The organism is Acetobacter papayae JCM 25143, from assembly GCF_000613285.1.
Taxonomy (GTDB): Bacteria; Pseudomonadota; Alphaproteobacteria; order Acetobacterales; family Acetobacteraceae; genus Acetobacter; species Acetobacter papayae.
In genome coordinates, this window is sequence record NZ_BAIN01000012.1 from 1 (window position 1) to 25,485 (window position 25,485).

At 59.7% G+C, this 25,485-nt stretch carries 16 protein-coding genes, 1 tRNA gene and 6 pseudogenes; 9 read left to right on the forward strand and 14 right to left on the reverse strand.

Going from position 1 to position 25,485, the window contains the following annotated elements; all coding sequences use genetic code 11:
* The first annotated feature begins 125 nt into the window (after positions 1-125).
* The 3 genes from JCM25143_RS23510 to JCM25143_RS04925 are packed head-to-tail and all read left to right on the forward strand — an operon-like array spanning position 126 to position 1,883.
* The gene (locus tag JCM25143_RS23510; protein WP_234394986.1) at positions 126-545 is read left to right on the forward strand and encodes a hypothetical protein; all 420 of its coding nucleotides are present in this window, start codon (positions 126-128) and stop codon (positions 543-545) included.
* On the forward strand, positions 503-952 hold the full coding sequence (locus JCM25143_RS04920) for an RrF2 family transcriptional regulator (protein ID WP_025860230.1): 450 nt from the start codon (positions 503-505) through the stop codon (positions 950-952). Before JCM25143_RS23510 ends, JCM25143_RS04920 begins: the two co-directional genes overlap by 43 nt.
* Positions 953-971: 19 nt before the next feature.
* Positions 972-1,883 (forward strand): NAD-dependent epimerase/dehydratase family protein, encoded by a 912-nt coding sequence (locus tag JCM25143_RS04925; RefSeq protein WP_025860231.1) that lies wholly within the window; start codon positions 972-974, stop codon positions 1,881-1,883.
* 66 nt (positions 1,884-1,949) lie between these two features.
* On the opposite strand, the gene JCM25143_RS04930 is transcribed toward JCM25143_RS04925, so the two are convergent.
* The 3 genes from JCM25143_RS04930 to JCM25143_RS04940 form a co-directional block, all read right to left on the reverse strand.
* Entirely contained in the window at positions 1,950-3,107 is a 1,158-nt protein-coding gene (locus tag JCM25143_RS04930; RefSeq protein ID WP_025860232.1) for a TDT family transporter, read from the reverse strand.
* A complete protein-coding gene (locus JCM25143_RS04935) occupies positions 3,104-3,976 on the reverse strand; it encodes a LysR family transcriptional regulator (protein WP_025860233.1) in 873 nt (290 codons plus the stop codon). Before JCM25143_RS04935 ends, JCM25143_RS04930 begins: the two co-directional genes overlap by 4 nt.
* A 92-nt stretch (positions 3,977-4,068) precedes the next feature.
* Entirely contained in the window at positions 4,069-4,680 is a 612-nt protein-coding gene (locus tag JCM25143_RS04940; protein WP_025860234.1) for a hypothetical protein, read from the reverse strand.
* Between the two features lie 147 nt (positions 4,681-4,827).
* Between JCM25143_RS04940 and JCM25143_RS04945 the strand changes: the two genes are divergently transcribed.
* The gene (locus JCM25143_RS04945) at positions 4,828-6,003 is read left to right on the forward strand and encodes an MFS transporter (RefSeq protein ID WP_025860235.1); all 1,176 of its coding nucleotides are present in this window, start codon (positions 4,828-4,830) and stop codon (positions 6,001-6,003) included.
* A gap of 117 nt (positions 6,004-6,120) precedes the next feature.
* On the opposite strand, the gene JCM25143_RS04950 is transcribed toward JCM25143_RS04945, so the two are convergent.
* Positions 6,121-6,195, reverse strand: a tRNA-Val gene (locus JCM25143_RS04950).
* Between the two features lie 124 nt (positions 6,196-6,319).
* Here JCM25143_RS04950 and JCM25143_RS04955 point away from each other — a divergent pair.
* Positions 6,320-7,180: an N-formylglutamate amidohydrolase gene (locus tag JCM25143_RS04955; RefSeq protein ID WP_234394988.1), complete on the forward strand. Its 861-nt coding sequence runs from the start codon at positions 6,320-6,322 to the stop codon at positions 7,178-7,180.
* A gap of 131 nt (positions 7,181-7,311) precedes the next feature.
* Positions 7,312-9,179: pseudogene (htpG, locus tag JCM25143_RS16985) on the forward strand (molecular chaperone HtpG).
* A gap of 22 nt (positions 9,180-9,201) precedes the next feature.
* On the opposite strand, the gene mazG reads toward htpG, so the two are convergent.
* The gene (mazG, locus tag JCM25143_RS04965) at positions 9,202-10,083 is read right to left on the reverse strand and encodes a nucleoside triphosphate pyrophosphohydrolase (RefSeq protein ID WP_025860237.1); all 882 of its coding nucleotides are present in this window, start codon (positions 10,081-10,083) and stop codon (positions 9,202-9,204) included.
* A 137-nt stretch (positions 10,084-10,220) separates the two neighbouring features.
* Here mazG and argC point away from each other — a divergent pair, with 137 nt between their 5' ends.
* Entirely contained in the window at positions 10,221-11,135 is a 915-nt protein-coding gene (gene argC, locus JCM25143_RS04970; RefSeq protein ID WP_025860238.1) for an N-acetyl-gamma-glutamyl-phosphate reductase, read from the forward strand.
* A gap of 44 nt (positions 11,136-11,179) precedes the next feature.
* Positions 11,180-11,911, forward strand: a complete 732-nt coding sequence (locus tag JCM25143_RS04975) for an SDR family oxidoreductase (RefSeq protein ID WP_025860239.1) — start codon at positions 11,180-11,182, stop codon at positions 11,909-11,911.
* 47 nt (positions 11,912-11,958) lie between these two features.
* Here JCM25143_RS04975 and acuI read toward each other — a convergent pair.
* Positions 11,959-12,950: pseudogene (gene acuI, locus JCM25143_RS16990) on the reverse strand (acrylyl-CoA reductase (NADPH)).
* A 277-nt stretch (positions 12,951-13,227) separates the two neighbouring features.
* On the opposite strand from acuI, the gene JCM25143_RS04985 reads away from it, so the two are divergent.
* On the forward strand, positions 13,228-14,556 hold the full coding sequence (locus tag JCM25143_RS04985; RefSeq protein ID WP_025860240.1) for a hemolysin family protein: 1,329 nt from the start codon (positions 13,228-13,230) through the stop codon (positions 14,554-14,556).
* A 368-nt stretch (positions 14,557-14,924) separates the two neighbouring features.
* Here the strand turns inward: JCM25143_RS04985 and JCM25143_RS16995 are convergent.
* The 8 genes and pseudogenes from JCM25143_RS16995 to JCM25143_RS17005 all read right to left on the reverse strand — a co-directional run bounded on the left by JCM25143_RS16995 (position 14,925) and on the right by JCM25143_RS17005 (position 25,467).
* Positions 14,925-16,615, reverse strand: a pseudogene (locus JCM25143_RS16995) (OprO/OprP family phosphate-selective porin).
* 172 nt (positions 16,616-16,787) lie between these two features.
* A complete protein-coding gene (gene pstS, locus JCM25143_RS04995; protein WP_025860241.1) occupies positions 16,788-17,822 on the reverse strand; it encodes a phosphate ABC transporter substrate-binding protein PstS in 1,035 nt (344 codons plus the stop codon).
* 98 nt (positions 17,823-17,920) lie between these two features.
* Positions 17,921-19,168 (reverse strand): sensor histidine kinase, encoded by a 1,248-nt coding sequence (locus JCM25143_RS05000; protein ID WP_025860242.1) that lies wholly within the window; start codon positions 19,166-19,168, stop codon positions 17,921-17,923.
* Between the two features lie 31 nt (positions 19,169-19,199).
* Positions 19,200-19,895, reverse strand: coding sequence for a phosphate regulon transcriptional regulator PhoB (gene phoB / locus JCM25143_RS05005; protein WP_025860243.1), 696 nt, complete (start codon positions 19,893-19,895; stop codon positions 19,200-19,202).
* 232 nt (positions 19,896-20,127) lie between these two features.
* A pseudogene (locus JCM25143_RS05010) lies at positions 20,128-21,411 on the reverse strand (adenylosuccinate synthase); the annotation flags it as partial.
* A gap of 99 nt (positions 21,412-21,510) precedes the next feature.
* Complete coding sequence (locus JCM25143_RS05015) at positions 21,511-22,695, reverse strand: ATP phosphoribosyltransferase regulatory subunit (RefSeq protein ID WP_025860245.1); 1,185 nt, start codon at positions 22,693-22,695, stop codon at positions 21,511-21,513.
* A 58-nt stretch (positions 22,696-22,753) separates the two neighbouring features.
* A pseudogene (locus JCM25143_RS17000) lies at positions 22,754-24,227 on the reverse strand (helicase HerA domain-containing protein).
* Positions 24,224-25,467, reverse strand: a pseudogene (locus JCM25143_RS17005) (TIGR03862 family flavoprotein). The pseudogenes JCM25143_RS17000 and JCM25143_RS17005 overlap by 4 nt, the downstream one beginning before the upstream one ends.
* Positions 25,468-25,485 lie beyond the last annotated feature (18 nt).

A 25,485-nucleotide genomic window follows, 5' to 3' on the forward strand; every position in this document is an offset into this window, starting at 1 on the left:
CCCCCGCCGGGGCCGCCGCCGCCCGGCCCACCACCGGGACCACCCCCACCGGGGCCTGCAAATGCACTGACTGGCGCTGCCCCAAGGCATGCAACCAGAACCCACGCAACGGCTTTCGTCTTCATATGATCTCCTCCATAACAGCCGGACATGTTCCCCATGCACTGGCTGCTCTCTCTTATTCCTATAGGCCAGAACTGGTGGCGAAAATACGGCTCAGCCCCACAACGCCCAGAGAACGCAAAAAGCTCCATCACGTCACGCTGTCGGCAATCAAAAACTCCATAGATACGGCCAGTTGCAGCAAACCCCGCCACTGGGCACCCAAGCCGCGGCACCAGACAAGGCTTGCGAATCAAAACGCAGACCAATATTATCCGCGTATGGCACTCTATGGCGCAAGCACCGAATATGTCCTGCACAGTCTGCTCTGGCTAGTGAACAACCCCGAGCCTGTCAGCAGCCTTGATCTGGCGGAGCTTCAATCCATTCCTCCTGCTTCATGGCCAAGCTTCTACCCCGGCTTGAAAAGGCGGGCCTGCTGATCGCCGCTGAAGGGCTGAAAGGGGGCTACAGGCTGGCCAGACCCGCTGGAAATATCAGTGTTCTTGATGTCGTCCACGCTGTTGAAGGCGAAAAAAGCCTTTTCAACTGTCAGGAAATTCGCGGACGCTGCGCGCTTTTTCACGAGAAACCACCCCAATGGGCTACGCGGGGCCTCTGCGCTATCCACGCCACCATGCTACGGGCCGAACAGGCCATGCGGCAGGAACTGGCGCAAACATCACTTGCGGATCTGGCGCACTCCGTGCGGGACAAGGCTCCCCCGCCGTTTTTTGAAGAAGCCCGGTCATGGCTTGATGAACGCGCACAAACCCGCCGCACCGGTAAGGTCAGACAACGCAGGCGCGCAGAAACAACCCAACCGCTCCCGAAAAGCAAGAGTATTTGAAAAAGGATATGAACCTGTCGTGAAAATTCTTGTTGCCGGAGCCAGCGGTGCCCTGGGCCGCCCCCTGATAACACGCCTGCGCGATGCAGGGCATGAAGTCTGGGGACTGGCCAACCGAGTAGAAAGCCTCGAAACCATCGAGGCCCATGGCGGCCACCCTGTACAAGCCAATGCGCTCGATCGTTCAGACCTGTTTGCCGTGCTTGAGCAAATCCGCCCGGATGTGGTTATCGACCAACTGACCTCGCTCCCCGCAAGTCCTTTTGACCTGCCGAACAGGCTCGCCGCGGATCGTCAGCTCCGGCTGGAAGGCGGCGGCAACCTGTTTGACGCGGCACAGGCATGGAAGGTCAAACGTTACATCCAGCAATCCTGCGGTTTTTATCTGGATGGGAATGATACACTGGCCACAGAAACCTCGCCCCTGCGTATTCATGCTCCCGGCAATATTGGAGAAAGTGCGCGCATGTATGCTGCACTGGAAAAGCGGGTTCTAACGGCCGCCGGCATGGAAGAAATTGCGCTGCGCTATGGCTTTTTCTATGGGCCCGGCACATGGTATTGGCCAGACGGCGCCTTCAGCACACATATGAAAAATGGTGATGTTGCGCTTATGGGCGCTGGCAGCAGCGTTTTTTCCTTTATCCATGTCGATGATGCAGCTCAGGCCACTATCGCGGCTTTAACAGCACCCGTCGGTTTATATAATGTGGTTGATGATCAGCCGACCCGATTTTGCGACTGGCTACCCGCTTACGCCCGCTGGGCCAAGGCCCCGCCCCCGGCCTCTTTACCCCTGCAGGACGCCCTCCGGCTGGCAGGGGAGGAAGGCGTTTATTACCAGAACAGCCTGACAGGTGCATGCAACCGCAAAGCCAAGGAGAACCTGAACCTAAGCCCCCGCCCACAGCCATGGTTCCCCGAAAACTAATTGTATGGCTGGTGCATACCTGCCCTTGAAATATAGGGACAGGTATACGCGGTTTTTTTGATTCCATTACATCCGTGTTGCTATGCAGGGCGATACGAACAAATCCCCTTTCCATGCCCCGGCGAGTGTTCTGCACGCGACAACCAGCCACAGAAACGCCAGCACAAGGGTCAGGACCGTGGCGATATATCCAAAAACTGCGAGGTGAAGCATCAAACCAAGCCGATAGGTCGCCGCCACATAAACCCCCAGTGGAAACGTATAGCCCCACCAACCAAGATTGAACGGAATACCGCTGCGCAGATAACGACCGGTAATCAGCAGGGCAAGCACCAGCCACCATACCCCCAGCCCCCACAGGACAAGCCCCGCCATGACGCCTACCCCCTGTGCGATCACACCGATCCGGGCGAGACCATGGGCCGCAAAAACAGCCGGTGCATCCTCCCCCATTACCAGCATACCCAGTGCCCCCGTTCCAACAGGCCCCAGCGCCAGCCAGCACGATGCCGCCATGCTCTCATGTGGCAGTTTATGAAGCGCCATACGCAAAATAAGAATTGCAAGGATACTGAGCGCAATAGGAACAGAATACGCCCACAACACATAAGACGTTATCAGAACAACAAACCCAGCATTGGCATCAGCCAGATGGGGCACGAGCAGCCCCCCTGTTGCACCGGCCACCTCGGCAGCAACAACAGGCAGCAGCCATACAGCCGTCATACTATCGAGGCTTATCTGATGGCGGGTGAACATCAGATAAGGAATACCAACACCGCAGGCCAATGCCATGACCACATCCACCCACCAAAGGGCTTGCACTGCCGGAATAATGGAAGAACCAAAAAGGCTTAATCCAAAAACACAACATCCATTGATAATAGTTGCAAGCCCCATCGGGATCGTGCCGATAAACATCGATGCGACAGAATGCCCGAAGATACGTCTGGCCTCCTGCCCATACAAAATCCAGCGGGCAGCATAAAGCGCGCTAAAAAGCAGGAAAAGCCCGATCGTGACAAACCACAACCCTTCACCCACAGGCCTCAACAACGGGCCAATACCAGACATTTGCGGCAGGGTAAGCGCCAGAATGCCGGTACCCATGGTTGCTGCAAACCAGTTTGGCGTAAACTGGCGAATAACTTCACGCGAGCCGCATCGCTTTCCAAATGTCGCAAAAATATCAGGGCTTTTTTTGATAGCATTCGAGAGAGTCATTGCTGTTTCTCCCTAAGAATAGCAACCAGCGCATCGGCCATACGTGTCCGATAGCGCTCCTTGTGCCGCAATGCGTGAAAAGGCCGGGCTGGCATTGGCAGCGCATATTCATGCAGGTCTCCCACCGCCAGCGCACGGCGCACCACAAATTCCGAAAGAACGGCAACACCGGCTCCAGCCTCGACAGCACTGCACACCGCTTCGTTGGAAGGCATGACCATCGCAATGTTCATATCCTGCGGATCGAACCCCCGCGCGCGTAGCACCGCCTCGAATGTTGAACGCGTGCCAGACCCCTGCTCACGCACAATCCAGCGCGCTGCACGAAGCCAGCCCTCATCCACCACCTGACCAGCCGATGCCCCGACAAGGAGCATCCTGTCCTCGCCCACTGTCCATGAAGCCAGAGCGGGTTCGTTAATCGTGCCCTCCACCACCCCCAGTTCCGCAACACCGTCCAGAACACGCCGGGCCGCCCCCTCGCTATTATCGATGCTCAGTTCAATCGCAATGCCGGGATAGCGCGCATGAAAGGCAGCAAGCCTTGCGGGGAGCCAGTAGCTTGCAACCGTCTGACTGGCGACGACCCGCAATGTGCCACGTTTCAATGCGCCATAGTCAGCCAAGGCAAGCTCAGCCGCCGAGGCCCGCCCCAGCACAGCGCGCGCTTCATCAAGAAACATAGCTCCGGCCTCGGTCAGTTCGATACGCCGCCCGATACGATGGAAAAGCGGCACGCCATACTGAGCCTCCAGCGCGGCAATGGCATTACTAGCAGCAGACTGGGTAATATGCAGCGCCTCAGCCGCCCGCGTGACATGCTGGCGTTCAGCAACGGCAATGAAAATACGAAGCTGCTCTAACGTCATGGCTTCCCCCTTCGCATCCAAAATACGCAACCGGGATCAATCTTTCCAATGCCATTTATCTATGATTCCAATCTGAAAATCAGATCATTCAATCAGAACAGCCTGCGCACGGATCGAACCAAGCCTGACCAGAGCAGACGCAGCGTACCCGGCCCCTGAGAAGGTCGTGCCAGTTCAGTTTCCAGACCAGACCACTGGACATTTCGAAAAACCATATCAACCAGATGATTGTTTTCATCAACATGAATGACACAATCACCCGAAATCGAAAAAACCTTATGTCTATTAGCCCTACGCCCGAAACCAATCCACACGATGCGCTGCTCTCTATCAATTTCAATAGAAATATCCTCTTTGAAATCGATATCATCCTGCGGTGGTTCACTCTTCTGCATCACAAGCGATACAAGCGGCCCGCTTTCAAAAGCACCCTCATATTTAAAGAGTTCATTTTTTATTCTACCATAATAAATATAAAATGAATTTACGATATATCCTACCCTGAGACCCAACTGCATTTCCCCAATATTGACCCTCGGAAATGTTTCACTGATTCCCAATCGAGATTCTATGCTTTCCTGCATAGATGTTCTTTTATCACCATACGAAAAAGGATAAATAATTTCAGCATAGAACGCGATATCTGAATATACCGCATCCAATCGTGGTGCCACATCGCAGGGCAGAAAATCAAACTGTACCATGGTCAAATCCCTGACTTGAGCACTGTTATCCGTAAGCACTTTTTGGCCCAGCCTTGCTCAGGCCGCCTGAGCCTGCAAGAGTAGCCCGCTGCTTGCAAGCACGCCTGCCAATGGCTTTATACCTGCGCACCTACCGAGGTTTTACCCTTGTCACTGCTGGATAATCCCCTGCCCGCCTCGACACAGGCTCAACGTTCCACCCGTCTGGCTTTTCTCATCGCCGGGTTTGCTGGTGCCGCCTGGGCTCCCATCATCCCTTACGTAAAGCTCAGATGCGGCCTAACAGATGCTCATCTGGGCCTGTTACTGCTCTGCCTTGGCACGGGTTCGATCATTGCTATGCCTGTAGCCGGCGCGCTGGCTGGCCGTTTGGGTTGCCGGTGGATTGTGGCTTTTTCAACCCTTGCTGTCTGCTGTGTCCTGCCTGTTCTAGCCACATCCAGTTCAGTCCCTCTGCTCGCGGTGGCACTGACTATTTTTGGTGCCGGGATCGGGTCGATCGACTGCGTGATTAACGTGCAGGCAATTCTTGTCGAGCGGGCGTGCCAGCGCACCATGATGTCGGGCTTTCATGGCCTGTTCAGTGTCGGCGGGTTGTCGGGGGCTACGGGCGTCAGCACTCTGTTGAGCCTTGGACTATCGCCCACAATCGCATGCAGCGCTGTTTCCGTTCTGATACTACTGGGTGGCATTCTGGCCTTGCCCGGCCTGTTTACCAGCCACACCAGTTCCGGCGACAACCAGCCCTTTGCCATACCGCATGGTGTGGTTCTGATTATCGGGATCATGTGTTTTATCGTGTTTCTGGCAGAAGGGGCCGCAATCGACTGGAGTGCAGTGTTTCTGGCCACAATCCGCCATGTAGACATGCGCTATACGGGGTTGGGCTATGTCGCCTTTGCCTGCACCATGACAGCAGGCCGATTGTTGGGAGACCATCTGGTACGCCGCGTGCCGGGCCGCACGCTAGTAACAGCAGGCAGCCTGATGGGCGCTTTGGGCATGCTGCTGATTGCAACAGTCCCTGTCTGGCAATTAACTCTGTGCGGTTATGCTATGGTAGGGGCTGGCTGTGCCAATATCGTGCCGGTTCTGTATTCCACCGTTGGTCGGCAGAAGCTCATGCCGGAACATCTGGCGGTTTCTGCGGTCACCACCCTCGGCTATGCTGGCATCCTACTCGGCCCCGCAGCCCTCGGATTTATCGCACAGAGCCTCAGCCTGCCCTTCGCACTCGGCACTGTGGGCGTTCTGCTGATGGTCGTCGCCCTGTCAGGCATGATTTTACCACGCGCCCTCATCAACGGCGAGGATCAGGGGTAATCAACAGCGCACACGGCATGCGGCCACATGGGGCATGCCAGAAAGCCCAAGGGGCTTATGGTGGTGTAAATTTAAAAGGGGAGACATGGATAAACCGCTGATTTCTGCGGCCAGGAATGGTGGGCGCAACAGGGATTGAACCTGTGACCCCTACCATGTCAAGGTAGTGCTCTACCGCTGAGCTATGCGCCCATTCCTGTGGTGTGTGGCCTTGTATCGTGCTTGCGCTGGCAGCGCAAGCCCACAATAAAGGGGGGAGATGAAAAATTTTGTTCACTCCGTCCTGTCCCGCGGAATCCGTGCTTCCCTGTCGGCCATGCAGCCGCAGGAAACTGCCAATGCCCCTCCAGCAGACCCGCAGGCGCCACCTCCTGTCATCACCATGCAGGGCAGTGCGGCAAGCCCCATCGTGCTCGCGGCCCCCCATGCGGGACGCTACTACCCGGACTGGTTTGTAGAAACGGCACGCCAGCCACTGGATGACCTGCGCAGCGGCGAGGACAGTTTTACGGAGCTTCTAGCGCAACCGGCCCATGCTCTGGGCCCTGCGCTTGTCCATGCCACGTTTCCGCGCGTTCTGTGCGACCCGAACCGTGCCGCATGGGATCTGGACCCGCGGATGTTCCATGGCCCTATCCCCCCATTCATACGCCCGACAGAACGCGGGTTGGCTGGACTTGGCTCCATTCCGCGCATTACCGGCAGCCACCGCGCCATTTACCGTTCCCGCCTGCCATTCAACGAGGCGGCACGGCGGATCGCAACATACTGGATGCCCTACCATACAACCCTCGCCAACCTGCTGCGCAGCACCCATCAGCAGCATGGGCAATGCCTGTTACTGGACCTGCACTCCATGCCGGACACGGCTGAAATCGGCACGGCGGATTTTGTGCTGGGCGACCGCCACGGCACGGCCTGCGCTCCAGCCATTATGGACAGGGCCGAGCAAACCCTGCGCGCTCTGGGGTACAGCACCGCACGCAACACACCGTATGCGGGTGGCTATATTACCCAGCAATATGGCCACCCCCCGAAAAACTGCCATGCGCTGCAAATTGAAATCCGCCGCAGCCTGTACATGACTGAAGCAACCCACACACCGCATGACGGCTTTGAGCCTCTGGCGCAGGGCCTTGCTGTTCTGGTGGCCCGGCTGCTTGAGCAGATGAGCTGAAAATACCACTCCCCAATGCATGACAAGATATTGAAACAGAACGACCAAACCCTCATCTCATGCTGCAAAACAGGGTGTGGCGGAAACCCTCAGGCCGCACCCATGCCGAACCACGACAGAGGATACAGAATATGACCGACAGTACGAGCACTACTCATCCGGGCAGCGAAACCAAGGAATTCAGCGCCGAGGTCGGCCGCCTGCTCGATCTGGTCGTGCATGCGCTGTATTCCGAACGGGAAATCTTCCTGCGTGAACTGGTAGCCAACGCGGCGGACGCCACGGACCGCCGCCGGTTTGAAGCGCTGACAGATGGCGCGCGCGCCCTGCCCGACGAGGCCAAAATCCGCATCAACCCGGACAAAGATGCCCGCCTGCTGAGCATCAGCGATGATGGCGCAGGCATGAGCCGCGAGGAACTGGTGTCCAACCTTGGCACCATCGCACGCTCGGGCACACGCGCCTTTGGCCAGCAGCTTGAAAACGCCAGCCCGGAAGACCGTCCGAACCTGATCGGCCAGTTTGGTGTTGGTTTTTACGCGGCCTTCATGGTGGCTGATCGGGTTGAGGTCGTCTCCCGCCGAGCCGGTTCCGATGAAGCGTGGCGCTGGACATCCGACGGACGGGGTTCCTACACGATCGAACCCGCCAGCCGCGAGACAGCGGGCACCGACATTACGCTGCATATCAAAACCGACGCCGATGAGTTTCTTGATACCTACCGGCTGCAATCCATCATCCGCAAATGGTCGGACCATATCGCATGGCCTGTCACCATCGTGCAGGACGGCAAGGAAGAAGCCGCCAACGAAGGCACAGCCCTGTGGCGCAAGCCCCGCTCCGAGGTCACCACGGAGCAGATGGAGGAATTCTACCGCCATCTGACCCATAATTTTGATACCCCGTGGGAAACCCTGCACTGGCGCGCCGAAGGCACCATGGAGTTTTCGGCCCTGCTGTTCATTCCCTCGTCCCGCCCGTTCGAGTTTGGCGAGCAGACGCGTGAAAGCCGTATCCGCCTGCATGTGCGCCGGATGTTCATTACCGACGAGGCTGAAATTCTGCCGCCGTGGCTGCGCTTCGTGCAGGGCGTTGTGGATACGGAAGACCTGCCACTAAATGTCTCGCGTGAGATGCTTCAGGCCACGCCGGTTCTCGCCCGTATCCGCAAGGCGGTAACCGGCAAGGTGCTCTCGTCCCTCAAGACCCGCCTTGAAGATGCGCAGGCCTATGCCGCGTTCTGGGAAAACTTCGGCCCGATCCTGAAAGAAGGCATGTGGATGATCCGGCCTACCGCACCGAGGTTGCCGGGCTGAGCCGTTTCCGCTCCAGCGCGGTAGAAGGGCTGACCGGCCTTGCGGACTATGTCAGCCGCATGAAGCCCGAGCAGGACGCCATTTACTACGTAACGGGTGACAATGTGGACGTACTGGCGGCCTCACCCCAGATCGAAGGTTTCAAGGCACGCGGGGTCGAAGTTCTACTGCTGTCGGATGCAGTGGATTCCTTCTGGCCGGAACGACTGGGCAGCTATGAGGGCAAAACCCTGCGCAATGTCGCACAGGGCCTGAACGATCTCGACAAGTTCGCCCCCGATACGGAAACCGCTGAACAGAAAGCGGACATGGACACACTTCTGCCAGCCCTTAAAACCGCGCTGGAAAATGAAGTGACGGACGTGCGCGCAACCGACCGCCTCGTTTCCAGCGCCATGGTACTGAGTGCGCCCGAAGGCGGGCCGGACCTGCAACTGCGCAAGCTGATGCAGCGGAGCGGACAGGCCATGCCAGAAGCCAAGCCGGTGCTGGAACTCAACCCCGCCCACCCGCTGGCACACGCGCTGGCCGCCCGCCTGCAGGCAGGGGAAGACATTACCCCGCTGGCGCAGATTCTGCTTGATGTCGCCAGTATCCAGAACGGCGACACCCCCAAGGATGTCAACGCGTTCGCAGGCCGGATCATGACCTATCTGGCCGCTGCCCCTGCAACCGCAGGCTGATAATACAGGGTGGGCTCGGCGTTCAGGCCGGGCCCACCTGCTCCTGCTGCTTGACCTCGCGCCACAGGGCATCAAGCGTTTGCACATCCTGCTCGGCCATGGACAGGCCCTTGTCTGTCAGGCGGGCTTCCACCCCTTCAAACCGCCGGGTGAACTTGTCGCAGGCCTGCCGTAAACAGGCCTCGGGGTCCAGCTTCAGCCGCCGTGCAAGACTGGCGACCGAAAACAGGATATCGCCCAGCTCATCCTGCATGCGGGCATGGTCTCCGCCCGCCATTTCCACGGCAAACTCCTCGACTTCCTCACGCACCTTGTCCAGCACGCCGCGCTCATCCGGCCAGTCAAAACCCACACGCGCCGCACGGGATGCTAGCTTGGATGCCCGCAGCAACGCAGGCAAAGCCGGTGGCACGCCCGCCAGAGCCCCCTGCACGCCCCCACCGGCCGCACGGCGCTCACGCTCCTTCAACTGTTCCCACTGAGCAGGCACACCCGCCTCCACCACAGGCGGTGCTGCCTGCTGGACAGGAACCGACAGAACATCCGGGCCGAAAGTGACATGCGGGTGACGACGGATCATTTTTTCCGTCACCATTCGTGCGACGGTGGCAAAGTCGAACAACCCCTGCTCACGCGCAAGCTGGGCCTGATACACCACCTGCAGGAGCAAATCCCCCAACTCATCGGGGAAAGCGCGCCAGTCCTGCTTCTGAATAGCGTCCATGACCTCATACGCCTCCTCGATGGCGTAAGGAGCAATGGTTTCGAAGGTCTGCTCCTTATCCCACGGGCACCCTTCCTCAGGGTCGCGCAGGCGGGCCATCAGCGCCAGCAAACGTGAAAGCTGCTGCTCTGCCTCAGCCATGCCAGAAGAAGAAAAATCCGTCATGCCGCCTGCATCCATCCTGTTCTGCCAGCCCCGCCATATGCGGGCTTTATCGCGGGCGCATTGTGCCATAAAACGCTCTTACGTCCATGCACCCCGGCATACGCCCCATCGGTCGGGCGGGATGGCATACAGGCGCAACGCGGAGAACCAGAATGGCGCAGCAACCAGTCGTATTCATTGATGGCGAAGCAGGCACAACCGGGCTTGGCATTCGCGACCGCCTGCGCGCGCTGCCGGTACGCCTGCACTCCATAGACCCAGCCCAGCGTAAGGATCGTGACGCGCGCAAGGCCGCCATGGCCGAGGCCGATCTGGTGGTGCTGTGCCTGCCAGACGCTGCCTCCCGCGAGGCCGAGGCCATGGCCCTTGAACTGGGGGCTGATGCCCCACGCCTGCTTGATGCCAGCACGGCATTCAGAACCGACCCCACATGGGTTTACGGTTTTCCTGAACTCTCGCCCGAGCAGGCGCATGCCATCTCATCGGCACCGCGCGTCTCTAATCCCGGCTGCTACCCAACGGGTGCCATTGGCCTGCTGCGCCCGTTGATTCAGGCCGGTGTGCTGCCCGCGCATTACCCGGTGTGCATCAATGCCGTCAGCGGGTATAGCGGCGGCGGTAAACAGATGATCGAAGCCCATGAGCGCGATGGCGGCCCTGCTTTCGAGCTGTATGGGCTGTCCCTCGAACACAAGCATGTGCCGGAAATCCATACCCATGCCGGGCTTACGACACGGCCACTCTTTGTGCCTTCGGTCGGGCATTTTGCACAGGGGATGATTGTTTCCATTCCGCTGCACCTGTCCATGCTGGAAGGCGCCCCCAGCGCTGCCGACCTGCACGATATTCTGGCCCGCCACTACGCAGGACAGGACCATGTGCGGGTGGTTACGGCCGATAACACACTCTCCGCCGAAGCGCTGGCGCATAGCGACCTCATGGAACTGCGCGTGCATGGCACCCCCCATACCCGCCATGCCCTGCTGACCGCTCGACTGGATAACCTCGGCAAGGGCGCCTCCGGGGCGGCATTGCAGAATATCCGGCTCATGCTGGGGCTTTCGTAAGAAAGCCTTTGAGCCGGTTTGAAAACAGGAAAGGTTAGACAGACATGACACATCGTGTAGCGCTCGTAACCGGCGGCAGCCGTGGCATTGGTGCCGCCATTGCCGAACGGCTTGCGGCAGACGGATATGACATCGCCATTTCCTATTCCAGCAACGCCACGGCAGCCGAACAGGTCGTTGAAAAAATCCGTGCACAGGGGCGCAAGGCGCTGGCCATCAAGGCCAATGGTGCCTCTGTGGAAGGCAACCGCGAAGTTATTGCCGAAACCATAGTGGTTTTTGGTCGGATCGATGTGCTGGTGTGCAATGCAGGCACGTTCTTCTCCGGCCCGATTGACGAAATGAGCGTCAGCCAGATCGAGCATATCCTCAACCTGAACGTGCGCGCGTCCATGATTGAAACCATGGAAGCTACCAAATACATGACCACGGGCGGGCGGATTATCTATATCGGGTCTGCTTTTGGCGCACGCGCTCCATTCCCCGGTATTTCGCTATATGCCGCAACCAAGGCCGCGCTGCGTGGCTTTGCCAAAGGCGTTGCGCGCGACCTTGGCCCGCGCGGCATTACCGCCAACGTGGTGGAGCCCGGCCCGATCGATACTGACCTGAACCCCGATAGTGGCGAAGTCGCAGCCCTGATCCGCAGCTTTGTCGCCACCGGCGCTTACGGCAAGGCGCATGACATTGCGGATATGGTCTCTTTTCTGGCCAGCCCGCAGGCCAGCTATATAACAGGGGCCGCCCTGCCGGTTGATGGCGGCCTGGAAGCCTGATCGCCCCCTCACCCCGGCCCACTCAGGTGCCGGGGGAGGTCTTGCCTTCACGCGGTTTGAGGGATTTCAACCACGATCCGGCCTGTCAGCCGGCTTTCAAGCAGATCTTCCGCTGCCTGCGGCACCTCTGCCAGCGGCACGCTCCGGCTTAGCCCGGCCAAACGCTCCAGATCGACCAATTCTGCCAGACGCTGCCAGGCCGTCTGCCGCAAGGGGCGCGGGCACATAACGCTGTCGATCCCCACCAGTGTAACACCCCGCAAAATGAACGGCGCAACAGTCGCGGGAAAATCCATGCCCCCCGCCAGCCCGCAGGCTGTCACCACGCCCCGCGGCTTCATACCTGCACAGACCGCGGCCAGCACATGCCCCCCCGCCACATCAACAGCACCGGCCCAGCGGGCCTTTTCCAGCGGGCGGAGCGGCGCTTCAAACAGCGCGCGCGGCAGCACCTCATGCGCGCCGAGGCTTTGCAGGTAAGGCTGTTCCTCCAGCCGGCCGGTCACGGCGGCCACCTCATAACCCAACCGGGCCAGCAGCATGACAGCTACACTACCAACCCCACCCGTGGCGCCCGTAACCAGCACCGGGCCATCAACCGGCCGCACGCCTTCACGTTCCAGCGCCATCACGCACAGCATGGCCGTAAACCCAGCCGTGCCCAACGCCATGGCCTGAAAAGCATCCAGTCCCGCAGGCAAAGGCACCAGCCAGCTCCCCGGCACTCGCAGGCGCTGGGCATAGCCACCCCAGTGCAGTTCACCCGCACCACAACCATTCAGCACCACCGACTGCCCGACCTGAAACTCAGGCGATGTCGTGTGTTCCACAATCCCTGCCGCATCTACACCCGGCACCATGGGCCATGTTCTGACAACCGGCCCACGGCCTGTCACAGCCAGCGCATCCTTGTAATTCAGGCTCGACCAGAGCACCCGCACCGTAACATCACCCTGCGACAGGGCATCGTCCGGGAGCTACGCAGCGCGACATGCTGGCCACCTTCAGCGGTTTTTTCTATGTACAAAGCTTCAAACATACGCTCTTCCATATCATGTGGGCAGAACAGCACCTGCACGCCTGCCCCTAGCTCTTGACCATCCGCCCCTGCGCAGGACCATGTCCGGCAGAAGGTAGCAGGCTCTCAACGCCCGAAAAGAGCCGATGTTTGTGTCTGACAGAGTTTTGATACCGGGCGAGAAAGCAATCGCACGCTCAGGCATACGCGATCACATAAAAAATACATTGGCCTGCCCACCCCTATCAGGACTATAGATGCAGTAATTATTATAATATCTTACTGACCGGACATTCTCTTGCTCCTGTTTATCATGGGCCTGCTGGCTCTTACGCTGCTCATCGCGGTTAGCGTACTGATCTCCCTTTCAGAAATTTCCTTTGCCGCCGCGCGCGATGTGCGCCTTCGCAGTCAGGCCGAAGCGGGCAACCGCAAGGCACAGGCCTTCCTTGCCCTGCGCCGCAACAGCGGTCAGGTCATGACCGTTATCCAGATATGCCTCAATGGCGTGGGTATTCTGGGCGGTATCGTCAGTTCGGAAATGCTCACCCCACCACTGACCGACTTTCTGCTTCAGTGGCATTTTTCAGAATGGTGGGCGCAGAACCTCGCCTCGGCCTCCAGCTTTTTATTTGTAACAGGCGTATTCGTTCTGTTTGCTGACCTGCTGCCAAAGCGCGTCGCTATGAACGACCCCAACCGGGTAGCACTGGCTATCGGCTGGTTTCCCCGGGTCGCGCTCCGTGTGCTTTACCCTTTTGTCTGGACGTTCTCGCGTATATCGGATGCCGTGCTGCACGCCCTGAAAATTCCCGCAGCCTCGGCGGTGGAGCCCGTAACCCCGGAAGACCTGCGCGCTATTCTAGCTGCCGGCACTGTCTCCGGTGCATTGCTCCAGCAGGAGCACCAGATGATCAGCAACGTGCTGGCATTGCAGGACCGGGCTGTAACCTCCGCCATGACCCCGCGTGATGAGGTCGTGTTTCTGGATATTCAGGATACGGCGGAACATAACTACGACAAGGTACGCGCGGCCCCCTATTCACGCTACCCGCTCTGTAACGGCGGGCTGGACAAGGTTATTGGCTCCATCCGTGCGGAAGACGTTCTGGCCTCCGTAGTGGACCCCAACGCCATTCCGGTGGAACAGCCACGCGGCAACCCCATCGCCCGCCTGCGGCGCGATGTGCTGTCTGTGCCTGAAACCCTACACCTTTGGGACACGCTGGCCCAGTTCGACAGCCATGGCACGGGCTTTGCCCTTGTGGTGAACGAATATGGTCTGGTGGTGGGGCTAATTACCTTCAAGGATATCATGGGCGTGCTGATGGATGGCGTGGCCAGCCCGTTTGAGGAACAGGCCATTGTCCGCCGCGATGAAAACTCATGGCTGGTGGACGGTGCCGCCCCTATTGGCGATGTCATGCGCGAACTCGCCATCCTTTCTCTGCCCGATTATGATCAGTTCGACACCATCAGCGGCTTTATCATGCACCGCTTGCGCCGCATGGCCCGCAAGACCGACCGGGTTGATGCCTCTGGCTTCCGTTTTGAAGTGGTGGACGTAGAAGGCTTCCGCATCAACCAGCTATTGGTGACACGCCTGCCCGCCAAACTACCCACCTGAACCCCGTAACAGGCTCTCAGCGGGCGAGGCCCTTTAGCCAGACAGGCCATAAACGCCCCTGCTGGGCAGCGCTGCGCATGATCATGCTCCAGCCCCCGGCATAGACGCCTCCACGTATCGCGTGACAAAATAAGACGCTGCCCCCCTTCCCTCCCTTGGACCATATCGCACGAGCAGTCACGCCCTATCATCCGTGCGCCTGCCGTGCGCAGCCTGTCAGGATATCGTGAGAGTTTTCACAGAACATCCTGTTGCGCATGCAACCTCTGGCTGCCTCGCGGGTTTACATAAAAAAACGGGCCATTCCCTAAGGAATGGCCCGTCCTGTGCAAGTCTTTTAAAATCGGAAGAACCGGGATCAGGAAAACTTAGAAAGCTGCCTGAACACGGGCTGCCAGCGAGTTACCGCTACGACCATATTCGTTGATGACGGCCATTGTGCCGTAATTGGTGTTGCCGTTGCCGGTAGCCATGAAGTGGTTGAAATCAAGCATGAAGCGGAAGTGACGGTTGGGATACCAGTTCAGTCCACCAGACCACACAGTCTGCTGGTTACCGTTCATAGCGCCTGCCGCGTTACCGTTAATCGCAGTGTCGTGGAAGTCGCTGACGCTATAACGACCCGAGATTTCCAGAGCACCCCAGTAACCGTGCTGAGGATCAAACTCGTGTTCAACACCCGGAGCGCCGAACGCGCCTTCTTTCTCATTATAGCGCGCCCTTTACCCATCAGGGTGTAGTTGGCTGCCACGTAGTAACCATCCATGTTCACGTTGCCCATGCCCTTGGCATAGTCGCTGGCACCGAGAGAACGGCTCACACCAATGTTGTAATACTCGGCCTTAAGCACAAGCTTTTTCCAACGCAGACCCAGTTCCGGGCCAGCCGCCCAGACAGAGTCAACATTGTTCATAGTCGCACCAACACCGAGGAGAGAGGTAGAGGTAAGAGCCACTTCCGGGTTGCCGTTGGCTGTATAGCTGCGGTTACCCGTAGCGGAGTTTGTCCCCGGACGGAAAGAGCTGATAGCCGACAAACCGACGTGCAGGTCGATATCTTTCGATACAAACGGACGACCGGCAACACGGAAAGTACCACCAAGGGGGTTATTCGTCGTGTAACTGGTAGCCGAATTGCCGCCACGCGCACCGTATTGCTGGCCAGTGAAGTAGGCTGCAATCCACCAGCGCTTTTCATAATGCAGACCGCCAAGACTAAAGCGGGCATCACCTGCTGCAATGTTACGCACCACGTTGGTAATATTGGGGCGTTCCATCATTTCAAAGTCGTTCGAACTTTCGGAATCTTCTTCCGTCACGCGCGGCTGGAAGTAACCAATCGTCAGGACCGTATTGTGCAGCCCAGTATAATTCAGGTTTGCTTCATACAAATTCTGGTATGTCTGATACCCATCGGTGCTGCCGCCAAGATCAGGCGTTACGTTAGCTACCCAATCTTTATAACGGAATGTGAAGGGAATACGAATACGGCGAGCATTTTCTGTCAGACCGGAGAAATCACCACGGCTCTGACCGGGAGCGGACGACATACCCATGAAACCACCGAAGTCTTCATGGAAGGCCAGACCAACCGAGAAGCCGTAAGCACCATCTTCAGAAGAAACCGTGAAGCGCCCCTTGGGGAAGCCGATGATCATGCCACCAACGCGGACTTCTTCATCCTTAGCACTTGCAGCCTTGAAGTCCTTCCAGGACATCGTGTCACCACGGTCGGAAGGCGGGGTGCCCACGCCGCTGGGGCCAAAGGACTTGTGCAGAGCGGCGTCATCAAACTGTACGCCGTGCTCGACCGGGCCAGAAGAAATCTGGCGGCTGGCGCGGTAGCCATGGGTTGCCTGCTTCTGAGCCGCATCGGTCTTGGCAAGCTGGGACTTGAGGCTAACGATCTGCTGCTGCATTTCGCGGCGCATGGAAGCCATTTCCGCCTTCAGGGCGCGGAGCTCGGCATCATCAACCGGGGCAGCCTGAGCCACAGGAGCAATCCCGGCCAGCAGCATGGTCGTAAAAGCAATTGTCGGAAAAAGGGGTTTGCAGCGCATTATGCCATTCCACAAGTAAAACAGTGAGGGATGGATACCGTGTCCGCTCGCTTTTGCGTGTGACGCTTCAATGAGGGTTTCATTACGGTTTCATTAAAAAAGCGGCCTGGAAAACCAAACCGCTTTTTATGGATATCCACCAACAGGTTACAAAAAAACCTTGGTAGAACTCTTACTTTCCGCTCTTCCAAGCAGCAAGGATATCATCCTTCACGCTCTTGGGCAGCGGAACGTAGTCCAGCTTCTCGGCAGCGCTATCGCCATTGGCGAAATCCCAGGAGAAGAAGTTACGCACAGCTTCGTCACGCGCGGGGTTACGCGCAGGTACCGGCACCAGCACATAGGTTGCGGAAACAACCGGCCAGGCTTCCTTGCCGGGGGTGTTCAGCAGGTTGATGGCGAAATGCTGAGCGCTCTTCCAGTCGGCGGCTTCAGCCGCATGGGAGAAGCTGAGCAGGCCAGCGGCAACATTCGTGCCCGCCTTGTTGCGCAGGCGCACCGTGGTCAGGTGGTTGCGGCTAGCATAGGCGAATTCGACATAACCGATCGCACCCTCGGTGTTACGCACCGTGGCGGCCACGCCGTCATTGCCGCGCGCACCCAGACCGTTCGGCCAGTTGATGGAGGTGCTGGCACCCTGGTTCTGCTTCCAGCTATCCGAAGAATCAGCCAGGTAGGAGGTGAACACGAAGGTCGTGCCTGAACCGTCAGCGCGGTGCACAGGAGCAATAGCCGTGTCAGGCAGATGCACGCCGGGGTTCAGCGCCGCAATCTTGGCATCGTCCCAGGTGGTGATGTCGCCTGCATAGATCCCGGCCAGCACTTCGCCGCTCAGGGTGATGGCGTCAGGCTTGACACCGGGGATGTTCACAACCGGAACAATGCCGCCCATGACCGTCGGGAACTGGAACAGGTGACCGTCTTCGAGCTTCTTGGCATCCATCGGCGCATCGGATGCACCAAAATCAACCGTTCCGGCCAGAATCTGGTTCTGCCCCGCGCTGGAGCCAACGCTCTGGTAGTTAACCGTAACACCGGTTGCCGTCTTGGCCGCCGCGCCCCAGGATTCATAAATGGGGGCCGCAAAGCTGGAACCAGCGCCAGTCACGTTTTCAGCCCGGGATACCGCCGGAAAAGTGGCCAGGAGGCTTGTAACAGCTGCCAGACACACTCCAGACCTGATTGAAAGACGCATTGTTGGATAAATCCCTTTGCCGTGAGCTTGCGGCGGCTTGCCGCGCCCATGTGCTTAAAGGAGCCACCCACGAAACGGTGTGATGTTTTCAGGACATTTACATTACAGATTTATGACAGGGCATCCGCCAGCGGCAACCACACGCAACATTCCGTGCCCTGCCCCACCACACTGCGCACGACAAAACGTCCGTTATGCCGGGTCACAACATGCTGCACGATTGCCAGACCCAGCCCGCTACCCTGCACGCTGGCGGCTGTTTTCGCCACACGATAAAAGCGTTCCGTCAGGCGGGAAAGATGCCGCGCAGGGATACCCGGCCCCGTATCGGCCACACTCAACACCACCCCGGGTGTTGCGGGCCAGCCTGCATCCAGCGGCGCGCGCTCTCCGCGCACGGTAATGGACAATGTCGCACCGCCAGACTTTGCTTTAGCGGCCAGTCCATATTTAAGGGCATTTTCAACCAGATTCATCAGAATCTGGGAAAGCTGCGCCTCATCCCCCTCTACCCGCAATCCTTCATCCTGTGGGATATCGACCGTAAGGGCAGCATTTTTACCAGCCAGAAGCCCAACCGTTTCTCTCTTCAGGTGACTGAGCAGGTCTGTCAGAGCAACCACTTCCGTCGGGCGCAAATGCTCCTGCATCTGCACGCGCGAGAGATAGAGAAGACTATCCAAAAGCCGCTGCATACGCCGGGCCTGAGCACTCATGATCTCTAAAAACTCCTGCTGTGCGGCAGGATCATCCGCAGCAGGGCCCTGCAGGGTTTCTATAAACCCCAGCAGGGCAGCCAGCGGGGTGCGAAGCTCATGACTGGCAAAGGCGACAAAATCCGTATGCTGGCGCTCGGCCATAACGGCTTCCGTCTCGTCATGCAGGGCGACAAACACGACGGTTGCCAGCCCCCCCTTACGCTGCGCCTCGCCCATAAGGGCCGCAGGCACGGCTTTTTTATGCAGCCAAGCACGAATAACCCGATACTGGGGAATATCCAGCACCACCACGGCTTCTTCCGGCGCGCTACTGCTCTCACCATTGGAAAGCAGAAACTCGACACGATTCTGAAAAGCCGGATGCCGGACAATGCTCCCGATACAATCGCGAAACTGCCTATGCGCCTCGGGCGAAATCACACAGGGTAGGCGCGATTCGTTCAACGCCAGCGTGGCGGCGGGCAGACAGGCCATAACCTCTTCAAGCGGCAGGCCATAAGGCACTTCCACCCGGCGGGGCATGGCCCCCAGCGCCTCGGCGCGCTCACGCAGCGAGAACATGCGAGACAGTAAAAACGGCACGGAAGACAAAACGCTCCCTGCCATCACACCGTATGCCACGGCCTGCCATACCTGCATGACGTCAAACCCCTTTCATGAGCAGGTGGGGTCAGTCCTGTTCCAGAGGTTTGTCCAGTGCATAGCCTCTGGCCCGAACCGTGCGGATCAGATCAGGTTCGGTCGCTTCGTTCAGGGTCTGCCGCAAACGGCGGATATGCACATCCACAGTCCGCAGTTCCACGCAGGAGCTACGCTCCCATGCATGTTTAAGCAGTTCCTCGCGCGAGAAAACCTTGGCCGGGTGCAGCATAAGAAATTCCAGCAGACGGTATTCAGTCGGCCCCAAAGACAGCACGCGCCCGTTGCGCTCAACCTTATGGCCCACCCGATCCATAACCAGATCTTCAAACCGCAGGGTCTTGTCCGCCGGGGGGGCACGCCGCAGGATTGCCTTTACACGGGCAAACAGCGTGTCCATGCCGAACGGCTTGACCAGATAGTCATCCGCCCCGATATCCAGCCCGCGAATACTATCCGCTTCCTCACCCCGTGCACTCAGCATGATAATAGGCAGGGAGGCGGTGCGATTCTGCTCACGCAGGCGGCGGCAGACCTCGATACCGGACATGCCCGGCAGCATCCAGTCGAGCAGAATAAGGTCTGGCTGGCGCTGGCGCACCTGCTCAAGCGCTTCCTCGCCATCGCCCGCGTGGCGCACCGAGTAATTCTGCTTTTCAAGATTGTAACAGATCAGCCGCGCAAGGGCCGGGTCGTCCTCGACAACCAGAAGATCCGTTTTCTGCATAACCGTCCGCCCTCATCACTACTGACAGGCAGGATATGACGTGCATGTGACAAAAAACAACCGCGCAGGCAGCTTATGTTACACTGCCACACCCCATGACACGGCAAAAAACCACGTTTGTCATGGTGAAAACACGCTTGTGAAACTTTTATGAAGCCGCATGGCGGACAAACAGAGCGTTACAAAAAACCCCCGTAAAAACGGGGGTTGATTGTTTCAGCCGCTGGATCAACTCGAACGGGTCACGCACCAGAATGGTGTCATCACGGTCCGGGCTGGTGGACAGCAGGGTAACGGGTGCGCCCACCAGTTCCTCAATCCGCCGCACGTATTTGATGGCCTGAGCGGGCAGGTCTGCCCAACGGCGCGCACCGTGGGTGGTTTCTTTCCAACCCTCGATGGTTTCATAAACCGGGCGGATACGCTGCTGCGCGGCCGGTGCGGACGGGAAGCGCTCCGTCTTTTTGCCATCCAGTTCATACCCGACGCAGATACGGATTTCATCCAGCCCGTCCAGCACGTCCAGCTTGGTCAGGGCCAGACCATCTACCCCGCCTACGCGCACCGCATGGCGCACCAGCACGGCATCAAACCAGCCACAGCGGCGCGGGCGACCCGTAACCGTGCCGAATTCATGCCCACGCTCACCAAGACGGCGGCCGGTCTCATCAAACAGTTCGGTGGGGAAAGGCCCCTCACCCACACGGGTGCAGTAAGCCTTGGCAATACCCAGCACAAAACCAGCAGCCCCCGGCCCCATGCCAGAACCCGTGCCCGCATTGGCCGCAACCGTGTTGGAACTGGTCACGAACGGATAGGTGCCGTGATCGACATCCAGCATGACGGCCTGCGCGCCTTCAAACAGGATACGCTTACCCTGACGGCGTGCATCGTCCAGAATATCCCAGGTTGCGGCCATGAACGGCAGTACGCTGGGGGCTACCTGTGCCAGATAATCCAGCAGCTCGGCCTTGCTGAACGTGGGCGCACCCAGACCCGCCAGCAGCGTGTTGTGGTGCAGCAGCAGTTCATCCAGCTTCCAGTCCAACGTTTCCGGCTCGGCCAGATCACACAGGCGAATACCGCGGCGGGCTACCTTATCTTCGTAAGCAGGGCCAATGCCGCGACCCGTTGTACCGATCTTGCGGTCGCCCCGCGCAGCTTCACGTGCGCGGTCGAGCGCGCCGTGCACCGGCAGAATCAGCGGCGCGTTTTCCGCAATCCGCAGCGTTTCAGGGGTAACGGACAGGCCCTGCTCACCAATCCGGGCGATTTCCGCCAGAAGGGCCTGCGGGTCCACCACCACGCCATTGCCGATAATGCCCAGCTTGCCGCTGACAACACCCGAAGGCAGGAGCGAGAGCTTGTAAACCTGATTGCCGACCACCAGCGTATGGCCCGCATTGTGGCCACCCTGAAACCGCACCACCACATCGGCCCGGCTGGCGAGCCAGTCTACAATCTTTCCCTTGCCTTCATCACCCCACTGGGCGCCGATCACGGTTACGTTGGACATTGAGGGTCTGCTCCTGAAAAAACTGCCTGCTGGTCAAGAAAAAGGGCGCCACGGCACAGGGCCGGGCCAAAAGGTTGATCCTGTATCTGCTATCCGTGACTAGGTCAGCGCGACACAGTCCACACCCGAAAGCACAAAGCCACAGCCCAGACGGCGGGCTTCTTCCACCGCCTGTGTGCCGGACAGAAAGCCACCGATCGTGGCATGGCCACGCGCGCGCAGTTCGGCGGCCTGCGCGTGGTCGCAATCAGTTGCCAGATAAACGCGCGGACGCGGCGGGGCGGCGGGAATAAGCCTGCACAGCACATCCGGGCGGAATGTCAGCCCGCAGGCGGGTTCATTATCGTTACAGCGGTAACGCCCACCCCGGCCCAGCTCTTCCGAACGGCCCTGAGCAAACAGCGTCACACAAACACCGGTATGGTATTTCCAGCCCCGGAACTCCACCGGGTCCACAGTCAGGCTCAGCCCGGGGCAGCGCTCACGTAGCGCGCCAACCGTTGCCACCAACCTGCGCACAATGGCCTCGGCCCGTTCCGGCAGGGTAATTTCCATCAGCCGCGCCACGGCATGTTCCGCAGCACCACTGGCATCGAGCAGGGCAATGAGCGTTGCGGCCAGCGCCCCCCCATGTTCCGCCACTGAAGCTGCATCCTTGCGGTCCAGCGCCCGCAGGAGTGCCGGGCGTTCAGCCTGCGGCACGCCTGCCTCTTCCAGCAGGGCCGGAATAAAGGGCGGCATGGTCAGATCAAAAGACACACCGCGCACGCCAAGCCGAGAGAGGGCTTCCGCACCGATGGACATGACCTCGGCATCTGCCTCGGGGGAATCGGGGCCGATCAGCTCGATCCCCGCCTGCATGATCTGCCGCCCGCTTTCCTCGGCTGCAACTGGCGCCACCACCACGCATTCGCCCGCATAGGACACACGCAAGGGACGCGGCACACCGCTGAGGCGCGTACCCGCCATGCGGGCCACTTGCGGGGTAATATCGGGACGCAGCACCATCATACGCCGGGTGTCAGGGTCCATGACGCGGAAACCCTGTTCCGCCAGCGCGGCCCCGGCCCCGGCCAGATACGTGTCCTCAAACTCCATGAGCGGAGGCCGCACCGGGTCGTATCCGTGCGAGGTGAACACATCCATAAGGACTGCAACACTCTGCGCCTGTGTGCGGGCATCAGGCGTCAGCAGATCGACAAAGCCAGCGGGCAGCAGGGCCGGGCTAAAGGGCGGGTTTTCCGTCATGTCTCGGCCTATAGCACTCCCTGTCTCACCCGTCATGCCTGCAAATCATGCGCGAAGGCCGCGACATTGCCTTCACTGCCACGCCCGTGTGCGCTCACCCTTCCGCAACGCCCGGCAGGGTTTCCCAACCTGCACCAATAAACGCCAGCACCCGCCGTCCGGGCCCTGCAGGCCGCAGCACGATCAGGTTGCGGTCTTCCAGCCAGCCCAGCAGACGGCGGGCGCGGCCGGTGGACACAGTGCCGTAAACACGCGCGATCTCGGCATCTGACGGGCAGGCATGCTGCTCAATGGCCGCGCGCGCCAGAAACAAAAACACACCCTGCAAATCCTCAGGCAGATCCGCTGCCATGGATTCGGCCTGCTGCCAGTCATCCGAGCCGGATATATCCTCGCTGACACCGCTACGCGCTACCGCCAGCAGCCGGTTGAAACGCCGCATATCCAGCGCATTGCGCCCCAGCCCCGCGATACGGCAGCGCACCAGAAAATCCTGATACAGCACGGGGGCTGAGCGGAAGGCTACTTCATCATCCTCGAGCATATCGCGCAGGATAGCGGTCATGCGGGTTTCACGCTCGGCATCGGTTTCAAGCGTGGGAGGAGCGGATTCGGGCTCCTGCTCGGCCTGCGCCTGCCCGTGGGCAGCAAGCTGGCTGAGCAGATCAGGCACGGGCGCAGGGGGAGCCCGACGCACGCGCGCAGGCATGTCCATAACCGGCACGGGTGCGAGAATCAGTTCATGCACCGGCGCTGAAGGCGGTTCGAACGGTGCTAGAACCGGCCCGGCCGAGCGGCTCTGGGTTTCCACCGCACCAATCCGCACCATGGCCGGGCGGCGACACAGGGCTGGCCCCAGCGCGAGAAAAGTGCCCCGGTCCAGATCACGGAACGATTCGGCCTGCCGCCGCTCCATGCCCAGCAGGTCAGCCGCGCGCGCCATATCGATATCGAGGAAAGTGCGGCCCATAAGAAAATTGGAGGCCTCCGCCGCCACGTTCTTGGCCAGCTTGGCCAGACGCTGGGTAGCGATAACCCCGGCCAGACCACGCTTACGGCCACGGCACATCAGGTTGGTCATGGCCCCGAGCGAGACACGGCGCGCCTCGTCCGATACATCGCCCGCTGCAGCAGGCGCGAAAAGCTGGGCTTCGTCCACCACCACCAGCACGGGGTACCAGAACGTGCGCGGCACTTCGAACATACCGCCCAGAAAAGCAGCGGCCCAGCGCATCTGCTGATCGGCATCCAGCCCTTCGAGGTTGAGCACTACAGAGGCCCGATGCTCGCGCATGCGCTCGCCCGCCGCGTGCATGGCCATTTCAGAATGATCCGCCGCCTCGATCACCAGATGGCCAAAGCACTCCGCCAGACTGACAAAGTCCCCTTCAGTCGATAATCGCCTGCTGCACCATACGGGCAGACTGCTCCAGCAGCCGCCGCAGCAGATGCGACTTGCCCGAGCCGGAATTGCCCTGAACCAGCAGGCGCGTGGCCAGCAGTTCGGCCAGATCCATCCGTGCCGGACCACCCCCCGGCACCTCACCCATTGTAATCATGTTGTTCATAACGAAACGGGATACCGCTCCCCGCCCTGCTTTCGCAACCAGTCCAGCGCCCCATGAGCCGCCGCACGCCCGGTAGCAAGGCAGGCATGGAGCAGGTAGCCGCCAGTTGGGGCCTCCCAGTCCAGCATTTCTCCCGCCACAAACACGCCGGGCAACGCCCGCAGCATGTATTGCTCGGTGCAGCCCGCCCAGCGCACACCACCCGCCGATGAAATGGCGCGGGCCAGCGGTTGCGGCGCTTCAAGCCGGACAGGCAACGCCTTGATCCGCTCGGCAAGCCCCATGGGGGTGACAGGCACGACCACACTTTCGCGCAAAAGCCCGATAGAAGCGGCAGACAAGTTCAGCCCCTTGCGAAGCCTGTTGGACAGGCTCTCGCGCGCCCTCACGCGCGCCAGCTTTGCAGCCATATCGGCAAGGCTCATATCCGGCCGCAGATCGCACAGCACCGTTGCGTAGCCCTGTGCCGCTACACGCTCACGCAAGGCCGCGGACAGCGCGTAAACCGCACCGCCTTCGAGCCCACCTGCTGTCAGCACAAACTCACCCCGGACGGAACGCCCTTCAAAACTCAAGGCCACCGGCTTGAGCGGCACACCAGCAAAGCGCTCGGCAAATAGGGGGGACCACGCCACGGTAAAACCGCAGTTAGCAGCTGAAAAGGCGCCAGCTCCACACCCCGTTCAGCCAGAAGAGCCGCCCAGCCACCCGTGCTGCCCAGCCGGGGCCAGCTCGCCCCACCCATAGCCAGCACCAGAGCATCGGTTTTTTCCGAACTGACAGCCGCACCCTCCGGCCCTGCCACGAGCAGCGCCCCCTGCGCATCCCACCCCAGCCAGTGTGTACGCGGTCGCAGGGTCACCCCTTGTTCGCGCAACCGTGCCAGCCACGCCCTGAGCAACGGCGAGGCCTTCATGACCACAGGGAACACCCGCCCCGATGAGCCCACAAAGCTTTCCTGCCCCAGACCATCCATCCAGTGGCGGATATCCTGCGTGGTCCATTCTGACAGTGCGGCATGCAGGCGGGGTGCCGCCGCGCCATAGCGGCTTTCCAGCGCCTCATGCGGTTCGGAATGGGTGATGTTCAGCCCACCCCGCCCGGCCATAAGGAACTTGCGGCCAAAGCTTGGCATGGTGTCGAGCACCTGCACGGCACACCCGGCGGCAGACAGCACTTCCGCTGCGGCAAGCCCCGCCGGGCCACCACCTACAACCGTAACGCGAAACGGCTCTGTCATGTCGTGCGCCAGAACCGG